Origin of the sequence: Longimycelium tulufanense, from assembly GCF_014645795.1 — a bacterium.
Classification (GTDB): domain Bacteria; phylum Actinomycetota; class Actinomycetes; order Mycobacteriales; family Pseudonocardiaceae; genus Longimycelium; species Longimycelium tulufanense.
The window spans coordinates 34296-49522 of record NZ_BMMK01000038.1; the positions used below are offsets into that span (position 1 = coordinate 34296).

General features: G+C 67.9%; 21 protein-coding genes. 6 read left to right on the forward strand and 15 right to left on the reverse strand.

Translation table 11 applies throughout. The features are described from left to right. Position 1: 1 nt before the first annotated feature. From IEY55_RS26645 to IEY55_RS26670, 6 genes are all read left to right on the forward strand, one after another. A complete protein-coding gene (locus IEY55_RS26645; protein ID WP_189061313.1) occupies positions 2 to 211 on the forward strand; it encodes a hypothetical protein in 210 nt (69 codons plus the stop codon). Then, the gene (locus tag IEY55_RS26650; protein WP_189061314.1) at positions 211 to 2202 is read left to right on the forward strand and encodes a hypothetical protein; all 1992 of its coding nucleotides are present in this window, start codon (positions 211 to 213) and stop codon (positions 2200 to 2202) included. The genes IEY55_RS26645 and IEY55_RS26650 overlap by 1 nt, the downstream gene beginning before the upstream one ends. 28 nt (positions 2203 to 2230) lie before the next feature. Continuing rightward, complete coding sequence (locus IEY55_RS26655) at positions 2231 to 4603, forward strand: hypothetical protein (protein ID WP_189061315.1); 2373 nt, start codon at positions 2231 to 2233, stop codon at positions 4601 to 4603. A gap of 284 nt (positions 4604 to 4887) precedes the next feature. Further along, a complete protein-coding gene (locus IEY55_RS26660; protein WP_189061316.1) occupies positions 4888 to 5763 on the forward strand; it encodes a metal-dependent hydrolase in 876 nt (291 codons plus the stop codon). A 310-nt stretch (positions 5764 to 6073) separates the two neighbouring features. Continuing rightward, positions 6074 to 7078, forward strand: a complete 1005-nt coding sequence (locus tag IEY55_RS26665) for a hypothetical protein (RefSeq protein ID WP_189061317.1) — start codon at positions 6074 to 6076, stop codon at positions 7076 to 7078. 72 nt (positions 7079 to 7150) lie between these two features. Beyond that, positions 7151 to 7786, forward strand: coding sequence for a hypothetical protein (locus IEY55_RS26670; protein WP_189061318.1), 636 nt, complete (start codon positions 7151 to 7153; stop codon positions 7784 to 7786). Positions 7787 to 7828: 42 nt separating this feature from the next. Here the strand turns inward: IEY55_RS26670 and IEY55_RS26675 are convergent, their stop codons facing one another. The 15 genes from IEY55_RS26675 to IEY55_RS26745 all read right to left on the reverse strand — a co-directional run. Beyond that, positions 7829 to 8569 carry a hypothetical protein gene (locus IEY55_RS26675; RefSeq protein ID WP_189061319.1) on the reverse strand — a complete coding sequence of 247 codons (741 nt, stop codon included), beginning with the start codon at positions 8567 to 8569 and terminating at the stop codon, positions 7829 to 7831. A 203-nt stretch (positions 8570 to 8772) separates the two neighbouring features. Further along, positions 8773 to 9087, reverse strand: a complete 315-nt coding sequence (locus tag IEY55_RS26680) for a hypothetical protein (RefSeq protein WP_189061320.1) — start codon at positions 9085 to 9087, stop codon at positions 8773 to 8775. Between the two features lie 262 nt (positions 9088 to 9349). Further along, positions 9350 to 9889 carry a bifunctional DNA primase/polymerase gene (locus IEY55_RS26685; RefSeq protein ID WP_189061321.1) on the reverse strand — a complete coding sequence of 180 codons (540 nt, stop codon included), beginning with the start codon at positions 9887 to 9889 and terminating at the stop codon, positions 9350 to 9352. Continuing rightward, a complete protein-coding gene (locus IEY55_RS26690) occupies positions 9867 to 10073 on the reverse strand; it encodes a hypothetical protein (protein WP_189061322.1) in 207 nt (68 codons plus the stop codon). Before IEY55_RS26690 ends, IEY55_RS26685 begins: the two co-directional genes overlap by 23 nt. A gap of 21 nt (positions 10074 to 10094) precedes the next feature. Next, positions 10095 to 10322 carry a hypothetical protein gene (locus tag IEY55_RS26695; protein WP_189061323.1) on the reverse strand — a complete coding sequence of 76 codons (228 nt, stop codon included), beginning with the start codon at positions 10320 to 10322 and terminating at the stop codon, positions 10095 to 10097. Next, entirely contained in the window at positions 10319 to 10561 is a 243-nt protein-coding gene (locus IEY55_RS26700; RefSeq protein ID WP_189061324.1) for a hypothetical protein, read from the reverse strand. The genes IEY55_RS26695 and IEY55_RS26700 overlap by 4 nt, the downstream gene beginning before the upstream one ends. After that, positions 10558 to 11166, reverse strand: coding sequence for a hypothetical protein (locus IEY55_RS26705; RefSeq protein WP_189061325.1), 609 nt, complete (start codon positions 11164 to 11166; stop codon positions 10558 to 10560). Before IEY55_RS26705 ends, IEY55_RS26700 begins: the two co-directional genes overlap by 4 nt. After that, positions 11163 to 11468: a hypothetical protein gene (locus IEY55_RS26710; RefSeq protein ID WP_189061326.1), complete on the reverse strand. Its 306-nt coding sequence runs from the start codon at positions 11466 to 11468 to the stop codon at positions 11163 to 11165. Before IEY55_RS26710 ends, IEY55_RS26705 begins: the two co-directional genes overlap by 4 nt. A gap of 113 nt (positions 11469 to 11581) precedes the next feature. Continuing rightward, entirely contained in the window at positions 11582 to 11731 is a 150-nt protein-coding gene (locus IEY55_RS26715) for a hypothetical protein (RefSeq protein ID WP_189061327.1), read from the reverse strand. Positions 11732 to 11908: 177 nt separating this feature from the next. Beyond that, positions 11909 to 12250 (reverse strand): hypothetical protein, encoded by a 342-nt coding sequence (locus IEY55_RS26720; protein WP_189061328.1) that lies wholly within the window; start codon positions 12248 to 12250, stop codon positions 11909 to 11911. Between the two features lie 51 nt (positions 12251 to 12301). After that, on the reverse strand, positions 12302 to 12637 hold the full coding sequence (locus tag IEY55_RS26725; protein WP_189061329.1) for a hypothetical protein: 336 nt from the start codon (positions 12635 to 12637) through the stop codon (positions 12302 to 12304). A gap of 34 nt (positions 12638 to 12671) precedes the next feature. Further along, positions 12672 to 14036 carry an Eco57I restriction-modification methylase domain-containing protein gene (locus IEY55_RS26730; RefSeq protein WP_189061330.1) on the reverse strand — a complete coding sequence of 455 codons (1365 nt, stop codon included), beginning with the start codon at positions 14034 to 14036 and terminating at the stop codon, positions 12672 to 12674. After that, the gene (locus tag IEY55_RS26735) at positions 14033 to 14719 is read right to left on the reverse strand and encodes a hypothetical protein (protein ID WP_189061331.1); all 687 of its coding nucleotides are present in this window, start codon (positions 14717 to 14719) and stop codon (positions 14033 to 14035) included. Before IEY55_RS26735 ends, IEY55_RS26730 begins: the two co-directional genes overlap by 4 nt. Continuing rightward, entirely contained in the window at positions 14716 to 15045 is a 330-nt protein-coding gene (locus IEY55_RS26740; RefSeq protein WP_189061332.1) for a hypothetical protein, read from the reverse strand. The genes IEY55_RS26735 and IEY55_RS26740 overlap by 4 nt, the downstream gene beginning before the upstream one ends. Beyond that, the coding region (locus tag IEY55_RS26745; protein ID WP_229686782.1) for a hypothetical protein at positions 15045 to 15227 on the reverse strand (183 nt) is incomplete at its 5' end. The genes IEY55_RS26740 and IEY55_RS26745, both read right to left, overlap by 1 nt.

Here is a 15227-nt window from a genome sequence, read left to right on the forward strand (position 1 = left end):
CATGGTCATCACTGGACTTGTCCTGTTCGTTGTGTTGTGCGCCCTGGCCTACTGGCTGTCCCGCAGGTCTTACTGGGGTGGCGCGGCGGGATGGATGATCGCGGGCGTCGCGCTGGGCGCTACCACGGTCGGGCCGCCACTGCTCCGCGGCGTCACTACCGCGGTGAACGGCCTCTGGAATGCGGTTCTCGGCTTGGTGAAGGCGATCTGATGGACACGGCCAGCACCAGCGCTCCGCAGGCTCCGCGCGACCACGAGCCGCCTGCTGCTCCCTCAGAGAGCAAGGACTCGGAGCAGCAGAAGGCAAAGGACGAAAAGTCTGAGAAGGGGCGGGCAGAGAAGGCGCTACTCGCCGCGCAGGAGGCCGAGGTGCACCGCGCTTCCCGTGCCCGGGCGATCGCGGTGGGCGTGCCGGGCGCGGGTGTGGCGGCCACGATGACCGCCGCGAACTACGGCCCGGGTCCGTTGCTCGCTGCCGCCGGTGTGGGCGTGGTCGGTGCTGGTGTCGCCTACGTTGCTCGCCGTCGGCGCGCGGCGGTCGACGGAGAGGACAAGGGGCGTAAGGCGAAGGGCTCCGTCGAGGGGGTGAGCCGTCGCGTTGCCGGCCAGACCACGAGTCGCACCGGCGAGACCTCAACCTCGGGCGCCCCCACCGGCGGGCGTGGTCGTCGGGGAATGTTGGGTCGTCTCCGTAACCGGGGCGCGGGAGCTTCCGGCGGTGGTGTCGGCGCCGGCCTGGCCGGCTCGACGACGGGTCGTCGTGGCTTCGCCCGCCGGAGCGGCGGCAGGACGCCCAACGGGTCCTCGCCAGCGTCGTTCGGCACCGGGACCGGCAAGAAGACTGTGCTCGGGCGCAAGGGCAAACAGGGTGCGGGCAGCCACGCCGCTGGTGCGAAGGGCGCCACGGGCACGACCTCGCGCATGGGGCAGATCCCGGGAGGCCGGGGTGCGTTGCGGGGGCCCGGCAAGGCCAACTTTCTCGGGGCCGCGTCGAGGCGCGGCAGGAATGCGGGCGTAACCAGCAAGGCGGGGCACGGAAAGGCAACCGGTGCCGGTCAGATGCGGGGAGGCACCGGGCACGGTGCTTCGCGGGCCGGCCGATCCTGGGGTGGCGGCCGCGCCGGCAGCACGGGGCGCGCTGCCCGACCCTCTCGTACCCCTGGGTCATCGCGCGGATGGGGCGGGCACCCTGCAGGCCCGGCAAGTGCCGGTCGACACCGCGCCACCGGGTTCGGTGGAACTCGACGCCGACCGAGTCACCTCGGCAGCGGGGTTCACCGGTCATCCGGAGCCATGCCTGGTCGCCGACACACCGCTGGCCACGAGCGTTCGTCCGTCGATCACTGTGGCCGAAGTCGGGGCCGCAAGATCGCTCTTGCCGTGGCCGGCACCGCACAACTCGGGTTGGCCGCCACCTGGCTGGCCCCCGCGGTCGCCAGTGCCGCGAGCACTGCGGCAGCGGGCGTCGGCCCGGTCCTCATGACGGCGGGTGTCGGCCTGGGCACCTACGGCGCGGTGCGCGCTGCCCGCACGACCCGCGGGCGAATCTTCCTCCGGCAAGCGCGGATCCGGGGACGCTACGGGGCGCGGTACATCGCGGGTTGGGCCTACGCCCACGCCCCATTCTGGCGCTGGTGGGAGCAGCGGCGGCAGCAGAATCGTGCCCACGCCGAAACCCCGGCCGAGGCAGTAGGTGTGCTCCAGGCCGAACCCGTGGTCGAGCCGATCATCGAGGATCCACCCGCGGCGCCACCGTCACCGGAGGACATCGTCGACGCCGAGATCGTCGACGAGGAACACCAGCAACCCACTCGGGAGCCTGCGCGGGCCCCGTTGCTCACGCTTGCCGCACCACTCGAACTTCCTGCTCCACTGGCACGTCAACCGGAACTGTCACCACGGGAGATCACCATGTCCACTCCGTTGCACGACATCATGCAGTCGATCGCCGCCGCACCCGGGATGGTTCCCGGCTCGGGGCCGGACGCTGAGCTGTACGTCGACGCGATCCCGCAGGCCATCGAGGCGCTGGCGGCGAAGGTTCGCGCCGATCTGTTGTCCATCGCCGCGCACCTGCCGCAGCATGCCGACAGCATCCAGGCGTTGCATTCCATCGCCGACGCGATCGGGGGCGTGGGAACGCAGGCTGCGGAGCAGGTGCAGACGTGGAAGGACAGCGCCACCTGGGTGTGGCGCTCCTGACCAACGGGGTGATCGGAGGGTGCGCGCAATGACGACAAACGAGGTCGGCACGTGGAGTCGGCTCGCCTCCCAGCCCGGGCCGAACCCACTGTGGTTCCACCCCCTCCTCGGACTGCTGTGGGCGGGGTTCGCGGGCTGCCTGGTCGACCTGCTCGGCTACGACTGGTGGTGGGTGCCGCTGGTGGGTGTGGGGACCGTACCCGCCGCGGTGGTTGTTGCGCGCTCCCTCATCACCCCGGGCACCCCGCGGCAGCGCCGTGCCCGAGGGTCGGCGGGCCGGTTGGCCGGCTGGTACTGGCTCGTGGTCACCGGGTGGACCACCTACGCCGCAGCGTTCGGTGTGCTGCGCCCCCCGGACTGGCCAGCCTTCGGTGCGCTGACGTTCCTGATGCTGCTGCACGCGCTCGGCTACGCGGACATCCGGCATCTGCTCCTGCCGCGACCCGCCACGCCCGACACGACAGTGCAAGCCGAGGAAACCGCACAGAGGAGCAGCACGACGGAGGAACCGGATGTCGAGTCCGGCGAGGCAGACACGACCGCAACGGCACCAGTGACTGCTGAACCTCGCGGCGTTGCCCCCGAGCACACCGCCGATGCCGCAGAGTGGGTAGCCATCCTGCGCGACGTCGGACTTGGCGACACCCGCGTGCTCGAGTGGAAGGAGACGAACGTCGGCCCGTGCATCGAGGTCGAGTTGGACCCCGACCGAGCCGACACCTCCGGCACCGTGAAGTCGAAGCTACGGGAGATCACCGGGCTGGTCACGCGTCGCTGGAAGACCAGGGGCGTCCAGGTGACTGACGGTGCGATCGAGGTCAGGGAAGCCGGCTCGGCGGACACCGTGACCTTCATGGTGCGGCTGCGGAACCCGCTCGCTGGCGTCGTCGAGGTTCCACCCGACGAGGGCATCACCACCTGCAACGAGCCGCTGTGGCTGGGCTTGTACGAGACCGGCGCCTCGCTTGAGATGGACCTCCGGTACCGGCACGGGATCGCCGTCGGCACCACCGGCTCGGGCAAGTCCACCTACGAAAACATGATTATCTACCAGTTGACGCGGTGCATGGATGCCCTGGCGTGGATGTGCGGCACCGCCAAGCTTCTCGAGTTGGCCGGGCCCTGGCTCACCGCTCTCGCCGACGGGCGCGCCAGCCGCCCCGTCATCGACTACGTCGAAGGGCAATCGTGGGAGTCGGTGGCACGGATGTTGCGGGTCGCCTACGTGCTGTGCAAGATCCGCGAGACCGCACCGCGCCGACTCTACGAGCGGGAGAACAACCGGCTGCTGCCCGGCCGGGACCAACCCCTGGTGCACATCGTGATCGAGGAGGCCGACACCGTCCTGAAGTCACCCACGCTTATCCCCGTTCCCGGCGAGACGCCACTCACTGCGGGGCAGATCATCATGTACCTCACGTCCAAGGGCCGCCAGTACGGCATCCAGGTCGAGCTACTCAACCAGGGCGTCACGATCAACAAAATGGGCGCCTTGGCAACCGAGATCAAGGGCACCTGTACGCGCCGCGCCGCATTTTCGACAATGACGAGGGCGGAAGGCACGTGGGCCCTGCCTGACGGGGCGAACCTCGACACCTCGAAGCTTCCCGAACACTGCTTCTACCTTTCCATCGGCAAGGACTCGAAGCCTGAGATCGCGAAGGCCGCCTACATCGACGAGGAAGTCGGAATTCCCCAGGCGGCAATTCGACACCAGACCTGGGTGACCTGCCTGGAGCCGTACGCGCAGCAGAAGCTGCGGGAGCGGGTCGGGGACGACTACGCCAGCCGCTGGTCCCATAAGCGGACCCAGGTGTGGCGGGACTACTTCGGGAAGTTCCCGTGCCTGCCGGACGGGGACACGGGGACTGTCCCCGTGGGGACTGCCGCGGTGTCCCCAGCGGGGACTGTGTGGAATCCCCACGGTGGTGTCCCCGGGGAACGGGACGGGAAGCGGGGATGGTTCTACGGGGACATCTTTGTCCCCGACCTCTCCCAACAGTCCCCCCAGTCCCCGACCGTGGGGACTCCCCGTAGTCCCCACGGAAGGGACAACCGCGGGGACAGCGCCGGGGACTCCGAAGGGGGCTGGGACAGGAGGCTCCTGGAGCAGATCCGGGGACTCGACGAGGTTCCCGAGCCTGCCCGTCACCCTGTCCCCGAGCCGCTCGCCACGATCGTGGCGCGGCTGGCCGGTGACACCCGCGAGCACGTCACGACCGCCGAACTCGCCCGGCTCGTCGACATGGACGCGACCACGCTCGGAGCGAAGCTGACCGAGCTGGGGGTGCCGTCGCGGAAGCGTGGCGGCGAACGTGGCCGTCTGGTGGCCGATCTGCGGTCGGCGGCCGAGGCGTGGCGCCGCGGTGAGCCGCCGACCGCTATCTCGGACGAGGAGTAGCCGAACCGTGGGCGGCCCGGACGGGGCGGACGGTCCAGACCGCCCCGCCCCTCGTCGCAGCGTTTCCGCAGGTCACAGGGTAGCGGGCGGGTGGGACGGGTGGTGCCCGTCCAGGCCGTCCATTCCCGTCCATTCGAGTTGTTTCCGCAGGTCACCTGCCGTCCACGGGACTGGACGGCACCCGTCCACTGCCCGTCCACCCGCCCCCGTGCCTGGACGGGTCGTGGACGGGCCCCGTCCAGCTGCTCCAGCCCTTCCACAGCCACCTCGAGGAGGTTCTTCCGATGCTGGGTCGCACGCACGCGCTGACCGGATGGTGCGCCGGGCTGGCGGTGGCTCCACTGGTCGGCCTGCACGGCCTGGTGGAGGCGGTGCCGTTTGCCGCGATCACCGCCGGCTACGCCCTGCTGCCCGACCTCGACCACCCGCACGCCCGGGCCTCCCGGCTGCTCGGGTCGGTGACCGCAGTGCTGTCGAACGGGCTGCGGGCCTTGTCGGCTGCGGTGTACCGCAGGACCCGGGGACCGGGGGACAGCGGGGACTCCGACGGGGAACACCGACACCTGTCCCACACCCTCGCCTTCGCGGGCACCGTGGGGACCGGGACTGCCGTGGGGACACAGTTGGCGGGGACGTGGGGACTGCTCGTGGTCCTCGCCGTGGGGACTCTCCTCGCCGTGGATTCCCTCGGGGACTGGGTGGGGTGGGGACTGGCGGGGACACTCCTGCTGGGAGTCCCCACGGCGGCGTGGGGACAGCACGGGGACTGGGGGACAGTCCTGCTGCAGGGACTGGAGGGGACCACCGCGTGGGCGGGACTCGCGGTGGGACTGGGCTGCGCGGTGCACTCCCTGGGGGACGCCTGCACCAGGTCGGGGTGTCCCCTGCTGTGGCCGGCCCCCATCCGGGGAGCGCGGTGGTATCGGGTGGGACTCCCTCGCGCATGGCGTTTCCGTACAGGCGGGGATATGGAGATGGTGGTGCTGTTCCCTGTTTTCGTGGTGGCCGGTGTGTTGCTGGTACCGGGGGTGTGGCCGGTCGCGACATCAACAGTGGCGGCAATGTTTAATTCGGGAACCGATAGAACTTCCATCATGACAATTTTCTCGCCAGTCAGTGCATTTGATGACACCGATTGGACGATCACGAGAGACTCCTAACGCCTGTCAGCTGTCGAAATAGCGGCTCGTCACTCATTCGGCGGGCGAATCTTTCATGCCGCCCTGTCTACGTTCCGTGATCATGAGAGGGATATTTCTGACATTCGGGGCAGCACTTGTGGTGCTATTCCCATCGGGGGCGATGGCGGTGGCGCAACCGCAGCAGCACGATCAGCCCGGGCGTATCACCGCGTCCGTGCCCGACCGTTCTGGTCTGCCTGTGGAGTCTGTACCGGTCGTGCAGCCACCGTCCGGTGGTCAACGATGCTCGGTTCCCACCGCCCAGGGGCGGCAACTGTGTTTCCGGCTGATGCCCAGCGCGGAGGGACACAGCATCGAGACGGCGAGACCGGTGTCGCGCCGGCCAGGGATCGAGACGCCGCCGGACTGGTGCTACACCAAGCCCTACGACACCTACTACCTGGTGCGTGACGCGGTCTGCGGCGTCCTGAGTGGGTCGGTCGTGACGAGGATCGAGAAGAGCGACGGCACCGTTGTCGTGACCGGTGAGGCGAAGGTCAACGTGGTGCCCTTCACCTACACCTCCACCAGTGGCTCCACCTGGGCTCACCAGGTCCAGGTCTCGGCCTACCAAGCGTGGGGCGATGCCCGGCTGGCCGAAGCACACGGCCAGGCCACCGTCAGCGGGGAGTGCGAATGGCTCAACTCCTCGTTCCCCCGCCAGAAGATCTACCCTGACGTCACCGCGGCAGGAGAGGCGTATTTCGATACCTTGGCCACCGCGCCAGGCGAGGTCGGAACGTGCCGCAGTACGTGGGCGTTGACGTTCTCCGTCCCCGGCTATCCCGACACCGGGCCGCATCGGTTCCGGATGCTCGACGTCCGCTGCGACAACGCCGTCGGTGGCTCCTCCGGCGTGGGCTGCGTGATCCCCGCGGCCGCCGCACCGGTGATCTACAACCGGGCTGAAGCCCCGGAACTGGCCGCGCACGTCGAGCTGGCGCAGCAGTCGGGGTTGCCCGGTGCGTCTCCCCAACACGCGCTGAACCGCACCCGAGACCAGGGCACGATCGACCGGAACCGGTCGCTGGCCTGCGGCGACGCCCCGAGCATCCCCGGGAAGAGCTGTGACGAGTATCCGCCGGCCTCCTCACGCCAGGGATTGACCGCCGGGGGTGAGCGCCGCACCTTCGACAACTGCGGGTTCAGCCTCCCCCGCCAGACGGGACCCACCGGAGTCAGCGTCTGCATGATCAACGAGAAGGACAACAGCAAACAGGGACGCTGGCACCAGCGCGACTACTCCCACTGGCGCGTGTTGGACGGTGATCGGTTCTTCATCTGGATCCGCTAGTTCACGCAGCGCGGTGTCCCGGCACCCTGTCGTCGGTGTCGGGACACCCCGATCGGCGGGCAGGATCACGGCATGAGCAGTCAGCACACTGATCTGGTGCGGGTCGACGAAGGTCAGTTTCGGGTCGAGGATCGTCCACCCACCCTGGGTGGTATGGGGGACTACGTCAACGGTCTCGCCCAGCCGATGCTGGCTGGTGGGGCGTGGATTCACGCCGGCATCAACTGTGGCCCGGTCCGGGCCACCGTCCAGCCGCTCGATTACCCGCCCGCCGAGCTTGACCCAGGACCGTGGGACGACGTCGTCGAGATCAGTGTGGTGAGTCTGGTGGGGCGGATGCGGGTGCAGCCGTTGTACGCCGACGACGTGACCCCGGATCTGCCTTTGGTGTCGTCGATGGGACCCGGTTGCTACCGGCTACGTGTGCACGCCCGGGGACGCGACGACCACTACGACCAGGTGGTCGAGGAACCGACCGAGGACTATCTCATCCTCTCCTGGCCGGCGCCGATGATGCCCGAGTTGGTGATCGCCGGCTCCAGCACGCTGGGCCAGCAACTCCGGATGCGCTGCTTCACCGACACCTATCCGCTGCGGTCAGCACCCCGCGCCGAGGACGGGATGGTCAGCCAGCAGGAGTGGGCACGCAAGGTCGCCCATGAAGACAACCTCGAACGTGCCCGGCAGCAGGCGCGACGGCGAACCTGAACGGGCCCATAGTGACGGGGTGGCCACTCGCGATGACAGCGGTCAGAGCCTCTCGATCGTCCAGTGACCGCTGGAGGTGATCTGGACGAGAGCCGGTTCCCGGAGTGGGACCGTGCCTCTGTAGCCGCCGATCTCGTTGACAGCGAGATCCAAGCCGGCACCTGGGGAGAGCACATGGACGGCGAAGTTGTGCTCTCCCTGGTTGGTGATCGTCGCCCTCCTTGAGCCACCGGCTAGGAGAATCACATCGTCACCTTCGCCACTGACCGTCTCACCGCTTCCGAACCACTTGACCTGGTCAAGGTCGGTGATGGACAACCTCCATGGTCCGGTGGCCTTGATCGTGAATGTGGTGGTGAAGCTGCCGTCCCGCACGTTGATCCACCGCGTGCCGCGGTAGGAGCCGATCTCGTTGACGAGCAGGGACTCGCGACCGTCGCTTTTGAGGACGGTGTTACGTGTGCAGCCGGCGCATTCGAAGGTGACGATCCCGAGCTTGGCTGGCCAGCTCGTGGTGATGACGTCGTCACCGTGGCCCTCGTGCAGCTCGGGTGGGAGGTAGGACGGGGAGATCCGGGTCGGTGACGCGAGGCTCGCCGTTGTGGTGGGGGCGGTAGACGTGGCGGAGGCCCCCTCTGAAGTAGTCTGGGGTGTGGGGCCTAGCGTCCAGGCCAGGATGACACTGGCGAGCAGGACACCCAGGACGAGTACGGCGACCCACGCTGGCGGGCCGGAACGGCTCGTGGAGGGGGTCTCTGTCGGGGGAGCGCCGGGTGCCGCCACGGGACTCCTCTCTGTGGACGTTGCGTGATCACAGAGTGAGTCCACGGGGTCGGTGTCCGTGTTAGCTCCTGCTCGATAAGCTCGCTCGATCGCGTGATCGAAGATCCAGCCCATCGCCACGGCTTTGGACGCAACCAGGGCCCCGCAGCAGGTTGGCGGCGGGGCCTTGGTCCCTGACTCTCAGGCAACACGTGACGCTGCCGTCACTGTGGCGCCGTCTCGTCGTCCGAACTGAGCTTCGCGATGGCGTTCACAACGTCACGGGCTGCGGGCGGGGCACGATCGAGGTGCCCGTGAAGCGCTCTCAGGGCTTCTTGGGCCGAGATCGCCTGGTCGGGCGTCGGGGCCTGCTGCTCCAGCCTCTTGCCGACTGCGGCGGGGATGTATCGCAACGTCCAAATGATGCGTTCAACCTGGGTGGCGACCTCCCGCAACGTGTCCGGCTGGTACTCGGCTTGGCCGCGGCGGGCGAGTGCGCCAAGTGCGTTGGCGGCGTACTTCACCAGCACGTCGGCCACGGCCAGCGTCCCGACAAGCTGCTCGCCTGGCGGGTAGCTACCGCTATGCGTTCGTAGATCAGTCGGGCGTCGTCGAGACGGTACGCCTTGCGGTTCACGGCAATTGGGTGCGAGTCAGGGGCGGCCACTACACAATCCCCGCTCGGTAGACGTTGCTGCCTATTGAACTGTTTTGGTGCCGGCGGTGTGCACGGGCAGCGGCCCACAGGTTGGGCCGGTAGTCGACAGTGTGCTGGTCGGGTTCGGGTTCCATGTCCACTCCTCAGCGCGGGTTGTCGAGCAGGGCGGCGAGCCAGCCGGGTAGGTGCTGGATCGCGGTGTCGTGGACGATGACGTAGCGCTGGCCATCCACGAGTGAGCCGGGACCAACGAGATAGCCGCCGCTACGGCGTCCCGGTCCGCGGATGTCGATACCGGGACCGAGAGCAGAGCGGCCGCCGCTGGTGCTGACGATGATCCGGCCTGTCGGGACGCGGAAGTACAGGTGCAGGCCATTCCGCGGAGTACGCACGGTCAGCGTGCCCGGCCAGGGCTGGCCGTGGCGGTCACACAGTGCCGTGAAGGCGGCTACGCCGTCCGGGTCGCCGTCGTGGCGGTCCAAGTCGAGTCCGACGACGCCGCTGGCGCGGCAGCCGACGCCCAGGTTGCGACTCGTGTGTATCCAGTGTGACACCAGCTCGGGATCAGTGGTGCAGCGCTGCTGCCAACCAGGTGTGGGCCGCTTGCTGTTGGGCGGCAGGTCGAACAACGCCAGGCCACAAGCGAGCGCGGTCAGGGGGTCAGCAGTTGCAGCCGTATCCATCGGAGGCTCCGCACTCGTCGCACACGTTCCCATCGACAAGGTCGTCCTCGTTGACGTACTCGTGGTGGCGCCACCCGGTGCAGCGCGTCTCGCACCCACACCCCTTCGGGCACTCGGGGCAGACCATGTTCACGGTCCACCCACAGGTCTTACAGAGCAGGTCGTTGGTGGTGTCATCTTCCATGTTCTCTCCTTCGCGTGCTTGTTAGGTGAGGTGGCGGCCTGCTAGAGAGCCATTGCGGATGAGCTTGTGGTCGAGCTTGACGATCCGGCCCCAGCGACGGTTCACGATCTTCTCGGCGGCGGCGCGGGCTTCCCGTTCCGACAGTGCGCTGTGCTTGCGTTCCTGGCGCCAGTAGGTCAGCGCGTCGGCGATGTGGTCTTGGTCGGTCCAGTGCCGGGAGCCCGTGACCAGGATGCGGGGTTGGTTCACGCTGCGTCCCCGTCGTCCTCAGCCCGCTGGAGCAGTCCCCGCAACCGCCCGAGCGCCAGGTTCGGCACCGGGTCGGTGTTCTCCCGAAGCACCGCGCCCGGAGCCGGGGTGCAGTTGAACCTGCCCTTGGCGTGGCAGCTCGGGCAGTCGCACACCGAGTAGCCGCCGAGGTGTGGGGCGTGGGGGCCGGGGCAGCGGTTGTGTTCGCTGCACTCGTAGGTGTTGTCGTTGTGGTTCACCAGCCAGCCCTCGCAGTAGAGGGTGGGTGCCGGTGTTCGGGGTCGGCGGAGACCCAACGGCGTTCGTAGTCGATGGCTTCGCCGCGGCATCGGGCGCGTGCGTGGAAGGTGACGGGTGGTCCGCCCGAAAGCTCGATGTTCTCGTCGAAGGTGATGCACTTCTGCCGTTGGGTCACGGGTTCCCAACAAGCCGGGCACACGCCGGGGGTCTCGTACCGCTCGAGGCGCGACATTGCTCGGCGAGCAAGCTCGGCCGCGTACCGTTCCCGGCATGGGGTTGGTTCGAGGCAGTGTCCGCAGTAGGGGATGTGCTCGTCGATGTAGACGTCCCAGCGTGTGCCCTCGTGGGCGATGTAGCGCTCGCACGGGCCAGCCTCCTGCCCGCCGGGCTGGATCGGCTGAAGCAGGACGGCCCGCGGGACGGCGGTGATTCCGTGGTGCTCAACGAGTGCCTGCTGCTCGGCGGTCCAGTCCTCGCGGGGGAGGGGCTCGACCGCGGTGACACGCCATGCCCGGTTGTCGAGGCCGACGAGGGCACCGATGCGGGGCAGGCCGCGGCAGGAGATCGTCCGGTCGGGGTGCCATTGATCCCAGCTGTTAGTCATGGAGTGCCCCCTGTCCTACCTTGGATCGCCCACTCGGGTAGTCGAAGGGCGGAGCAGTTGAGCAGGTAGCCCCGCACCGTGTCGGCCTGCCGGTGACTATTCACCCGGATCGTGAGGACGCCTGTGGTCTCATCGACGTGGAGTCGGGAAACACTGTCGTCCTCTCGAGCGGTGTCCCACCAGCGAGGGCGGGTGGCCCAACGAGGAAGGAAGTGGCGCCACCACTTGGCAGAGCGCGGGAAGTTGTTGGCGGTGACGGCCTTCTGGTTGATCGCGATGTAGTAGGTGTTGGATTCAGCCATCCGTACCCTCCGCGCGCAGGAGCTCCGCGTACAGTTCGTCCTCGCCCATGTCGCGGCAGTTGGGGCACCCAAGGCAGTAATACAGGCAGTGGTACGCCGAAAAGTAGGTGTTCTCAAGGTCGGTCACGGTCGTCCTCCCCGGAAGGGCAGCGCTCATAGATGGCGCGGCCGTAGACGTTGGCCCGGTAGTCGAGTGCGGCGGGCGGGTCACACTCCACCTTGTGGCCAAGTTCAGTCGCCCGCTGCACGGCAAGCTCGGGCACGCTTGGCCTCCTTCTTCGTTCGTCGTACGCGCATCCGCATCAGTCGCTGCGCGTCGATGGGTTGTTGGAATCGGTGCCAGCCCACGGGTGGCTTCCATCGCTGGTAGTGCTCCCGCTCGGGCACGTTGCACCAGCGGCAAGCGTTCGGGTCGATCATCGCGTCATCACCGCGCTCCATCACGTCTCCTTGAGGTCGGCACCAACTCGCCTCTGACGGACGAGTAGGGCGAGAACGAGTCCCAACGGACCGGTCCAGAGCAGGACCTCGACCACGGCCGCTGCAGGTAGGGGCATGAACCAGGCCAACCCGAGCGCGACCAAGGGAACAATCGGGATCCGAGCCGCGACATAGACCAGCGGACGCGGCGCCCAGGACCTGGCATACGTCACGCCCCACAGCAGGTAGAGCCACAGAGTGAGGTAGAAGGCGAACGCGGTCCGCAGCGGGTTGTCGTCCATGGCGTACAGGCCGAGCGTGGCGAGCAGTAGTTCGACCCAGGTAGAGCCAGTGACGAGCACTGGGGCAGCGGCCTCAAGGCGAGGCGCGAGGGGGCGCGAGTGCATGGCGGCTCACCGCCACCAGATCGTGACGGGGAACGTGCCCGGCGTTTCTGCGTCCTTCAAGGTGATCCACCAGGCGCAGTCGTCGGTGTTGCGCTCGGCAAGTACGGCCCAGCGGCGGTCCAATAGGCGGACTGCCTCGCGATAGCTGCGGGCGTCCAGGCCGCGGGGTGCTCCACAGTCCTTGCGGCAGTAGGCGTTGAGGGCGGCCACTGCGCGGCGGGGCTCGGGGTGGTCGAGGGCGATGAGGTCGCCGCCGTCTCCGATAGCGGCCACGGAGACGCCGTAGTAGGTGGCCTCCATGTCCTCGTCCGTGAGGATGTTCTTCGCCTGCGTGCTGGTCACGTTGCTCCTCGTGCTGGTTTAGGGTTGGTGGTGTTTACGCTGCTGTGTCCGGGATCTCGAGCAGGTCGAAGAGGTTGAGCTGTCGAGGCGTTTCCCGCGGGGCCAGTACTTGTGGGGGTTCCGGCGCGGTCCCGGGGTGGTCGGCGCGCCAGGCTGCTTCAGCGCCGCGAACAAACCGTTCGGCGGACTCACGGTTGTAGACGGCCTGCCGAATCGCCTGCCACACCAGCCCTTGGGCAGGGTCGTCGGGGACGCGGGGTTCGCCGCGGTGTCCGACGACGGTGCGGACGGTGTCGCTGCTGGGCGGCTGGTTGCGGTGCACCAGGATCACGGTGGGAGTGCCGTGGCCGGGGATGTAGACACCGGAGGTGTCGATCACCCATTGCATATCGTATTGCGGTAGCCACTGCTCGATGTACTTGCGGCCGAACTCGCGTTTCATGAACGAGTTGGCGGTGAGTTGGGCACACCAGCCCCCGTCGACGAGCAGTCGCATCATGAGCGCGTGGAACGGCAACGCCAGGCAATACCTCTGATGACACACCTCCGGGTAGCGGCCCCGGATTCGTTCGCGAACCGTGGCGTCCTTCGGGGTGACGTAGGGCGGGTTGGTCACCACGACGTGGTAGCCGCCGTGCTCCAGCAGCGGCTCATCCTCGGCGAGCAAGGAGTTGGCCGCCGCGACGTGCACCGGCAGCTCGGCGAGGGCTGTCAGGTCAGTGCGGTGTTGCAGATCCGCCCATGCCATCGTCAGGAGCCGGTACCGGGCGACCAGGACGGCGTAGGGGTCGAGGTCGACACCGTGGACGCAGCCCAGAGCGTCGGCGACATCGCGGCCGTCATCGGTGATGCCGCGACCGCTACCGCGGTAGACCCGATGGAACGACTCGATCAGCAGATGGCCCGTGCCGCAGGCGGGGTCGATCAGCAGCGGCCGCTGCCACACCTCTGCGGCGCGGTCCATGCTCACATGCAGTAGTAGCTCACTGATCCACCACGGGGTTTGGCAGAGGGCGCGGTTCTTGCGTGCCTCGCAGGACAGGGTTTGGTAGAGGTCACCGAGCGGGTAGGTCCACCAGCGGATCTGGTGGTCGTCGGGCATGAGCTGGTGCTGCCGCCACACCTCCACGATCGTCTTCTCAGCGATGGTGTCCAGCTCGGCGGCCAAGTCGCCGAACGGGGCGAGTCCCGGATGCAGCTCAGCGACGCGGTCCAACACGGACCGTATCGAGACGCCGGCAGGGCCGAACCCGACTTGGACGGCGTGCTGGGCGACCGCTCCGGCGTGCACCCAGGTGACCGCGGTCTGGTGGGGGACCGCCTCGGCCAGCTCGGTCACCGCGTTCTGTGCGGCCGCAACCAGGGCAGAGGGTAATGAAGGCTGGGGGTGGCGACTCACGGCGTCTGGCCTTGTCGCCCAGCGGCACGACGTGCAGCACGAGCGCGACGTCGAACCCTCACCAGCAGGGTGGGATTACGCCCGGTGTTCTCACGGCCCCGACGAATGTCACGGCCCCACATGCGAGTGGGGGTCTCCCCCTCGTGCCACAGCTGCAGGAAGGAACGCCGTGCCAGGGATACCCAGTCCGTGAAGTGCTTGTAGCTCACCCCCACCGCCGCGGATGCTTCCCTGTAGCCACCGTAGGTAGCCAAGGCGAGCAGCATCTCCCGTTGCCTGCGGGAAAGAGTGGGCCAGATCTGGCCGAGCGCCACCGTGTCGACGACCTTGTCCTCGAACGGGGAGCCATCGAGACGATGCCAGTAGCGCTGAAAGTGCTCACCGGATCCGGGTCCTTGGTGAGCGTCGCGCTTGTCGACACCGTGGTGGCGCATGGTGTCGATGTGGTCCTGGTCGGCTGCCCGTAGCGCGACGAGAAACAGTTCACCACGGGTAGGTGGAGCTTTCGCCTCACACAGCGCGATGGCGACCTCGGTCCATGCCGTTTCCACGCGTTCCTCAAGGTTCTTTCCTCGAATCCAGTGTGCGCTTCCGACTGCCCGCACGGCGATGTCGTAGAGGTCGTTGAGCGTGTAACCGTGCCGGATGTGCGTATGGCTGCGAGGAAGCCCGGCGACCATCACAGCTCACCACCTTTGTCGGTGCTGACGAACGCGAAGTTCCACGTCAGGTTCTCCGGGGCCGCGACGACAGCTCCGCAGCGGCGGCAGTGCCCATACTCGTTGGTGCCCCACGAATGCGGGCACTCCTGCTCCACATCCGCAAGACGCAGCGGATAGGCTGTGCGGTCGATCGCGCTGAAGGTGCACCCGCCCTGGTGCATCCACATGCGCTGAGGCCAACCGACGTTGGTGTCCACGAGGCACAGCGGGGTGCCGTCCGCGTCGATGACCCACTGACCGACGGGAAGCGACTCGACCTCCGCCGAGGTGAAGATCGTGTTGGTCATCACGTCTCCTTGTGGCCGCTGGCGAGCAGGTGTCCGCGGCCGTAGATCTCGGCGCAGGGGGCGCATTCGCGGAACCGGCGCCAGTAGGGGGAGCCGAGGCCGCTGTGATCGGGCGACATCACGATTTCCAGGTAGACGTCACCGGGGCGGATGCGACGACGACAGTTGCGGGCGTGCACGTC

What these genes read in the sequence shown, in the direction of transcription:
- IEY55_RS26685 (WP_189061321.1), bottom strand. Translation starts at nt 9,889, where the DNA reads ATGGATACGGCTGCAACTGCTGACCCCCTGACCGCGCTCGCTTGTGGC.
- IEY55_RS26710 (WP_189061326.1), bottom strand. Translation starts at nt 11,468, where the DNA reads ATGGCTGAATCCAACACCTACTACATCGCGATCAACCAGAAGGCCGTC.
- IEY55_RS26645 (WP_189061313.1), top strand. Translation starts at nt 2, where the DNA reads ATGGTCATCACTGGACTTGTCCTGTTCGTTGTGTTGTGCGCCCTGGCC.
- IEY55_RS26650 (WP_189061314.1), top strand. Translation starts at nt 211, where the DNA reads ATGGACACGGCCAGCACCAGCGCTCCGCAGGCTCCGCGCGACCACGAG.
- IEY55_RS26655 (WP_189061315.1), top strand. Translation starts at nt 2,231, where the DNA reads ATGACGACAAACGAGGTCGGCACGTGGAGTCGGCTCGCCTCCCAGCCC.
- IEY55_RS26740 (WP_189061332.1), bottom strand. Translation starts at nt 15,045, where the DNA reads ATGACCAACACGATCTTCACCTCGGCGGAGGTCGAGTCGCTTCCCGTC.
- IEY55_RS26670 (WP_189061318.1), top strand. Translation starts at nt 7,151, where the DNA reads ATGAGCAGTCAGCACACTGATCTGGTGCGGGTCGACGAAGGTCAGTTT.
- IEY55_RS26660 (WP_189061316.1), top strand. Translation starts at nt 4,888, where the DNA reads ATGCTGGGTCGCACGCACGCGCTGACCGGATGGTGCGCCGGGCTGGCG.
- IEY55_RS26690 (WP_189061322.1), bottom strand. Translation starts at nt 10,073, where the DNA reads ATGGAAGATGACACCACCAACGACCTGCTCTGTAAGACCTGTGGGTGG.
- IEY55_RS26705 (WP_189061325.1), bottom strand. Translation starts at nt 11,166, where the DNA reads ATGACTAACAGCTGGGATCAATGGCACCCCGACCGGACGATCTCCTGC.
- IEY55_RS26665 (WP_189061317.1), top strand. Translation starts at nt 6,074, where the DNA reads ATGCCCAGCGCGGAGGGACACAGCATCGAGACGGCGAGACCGGTGTCG.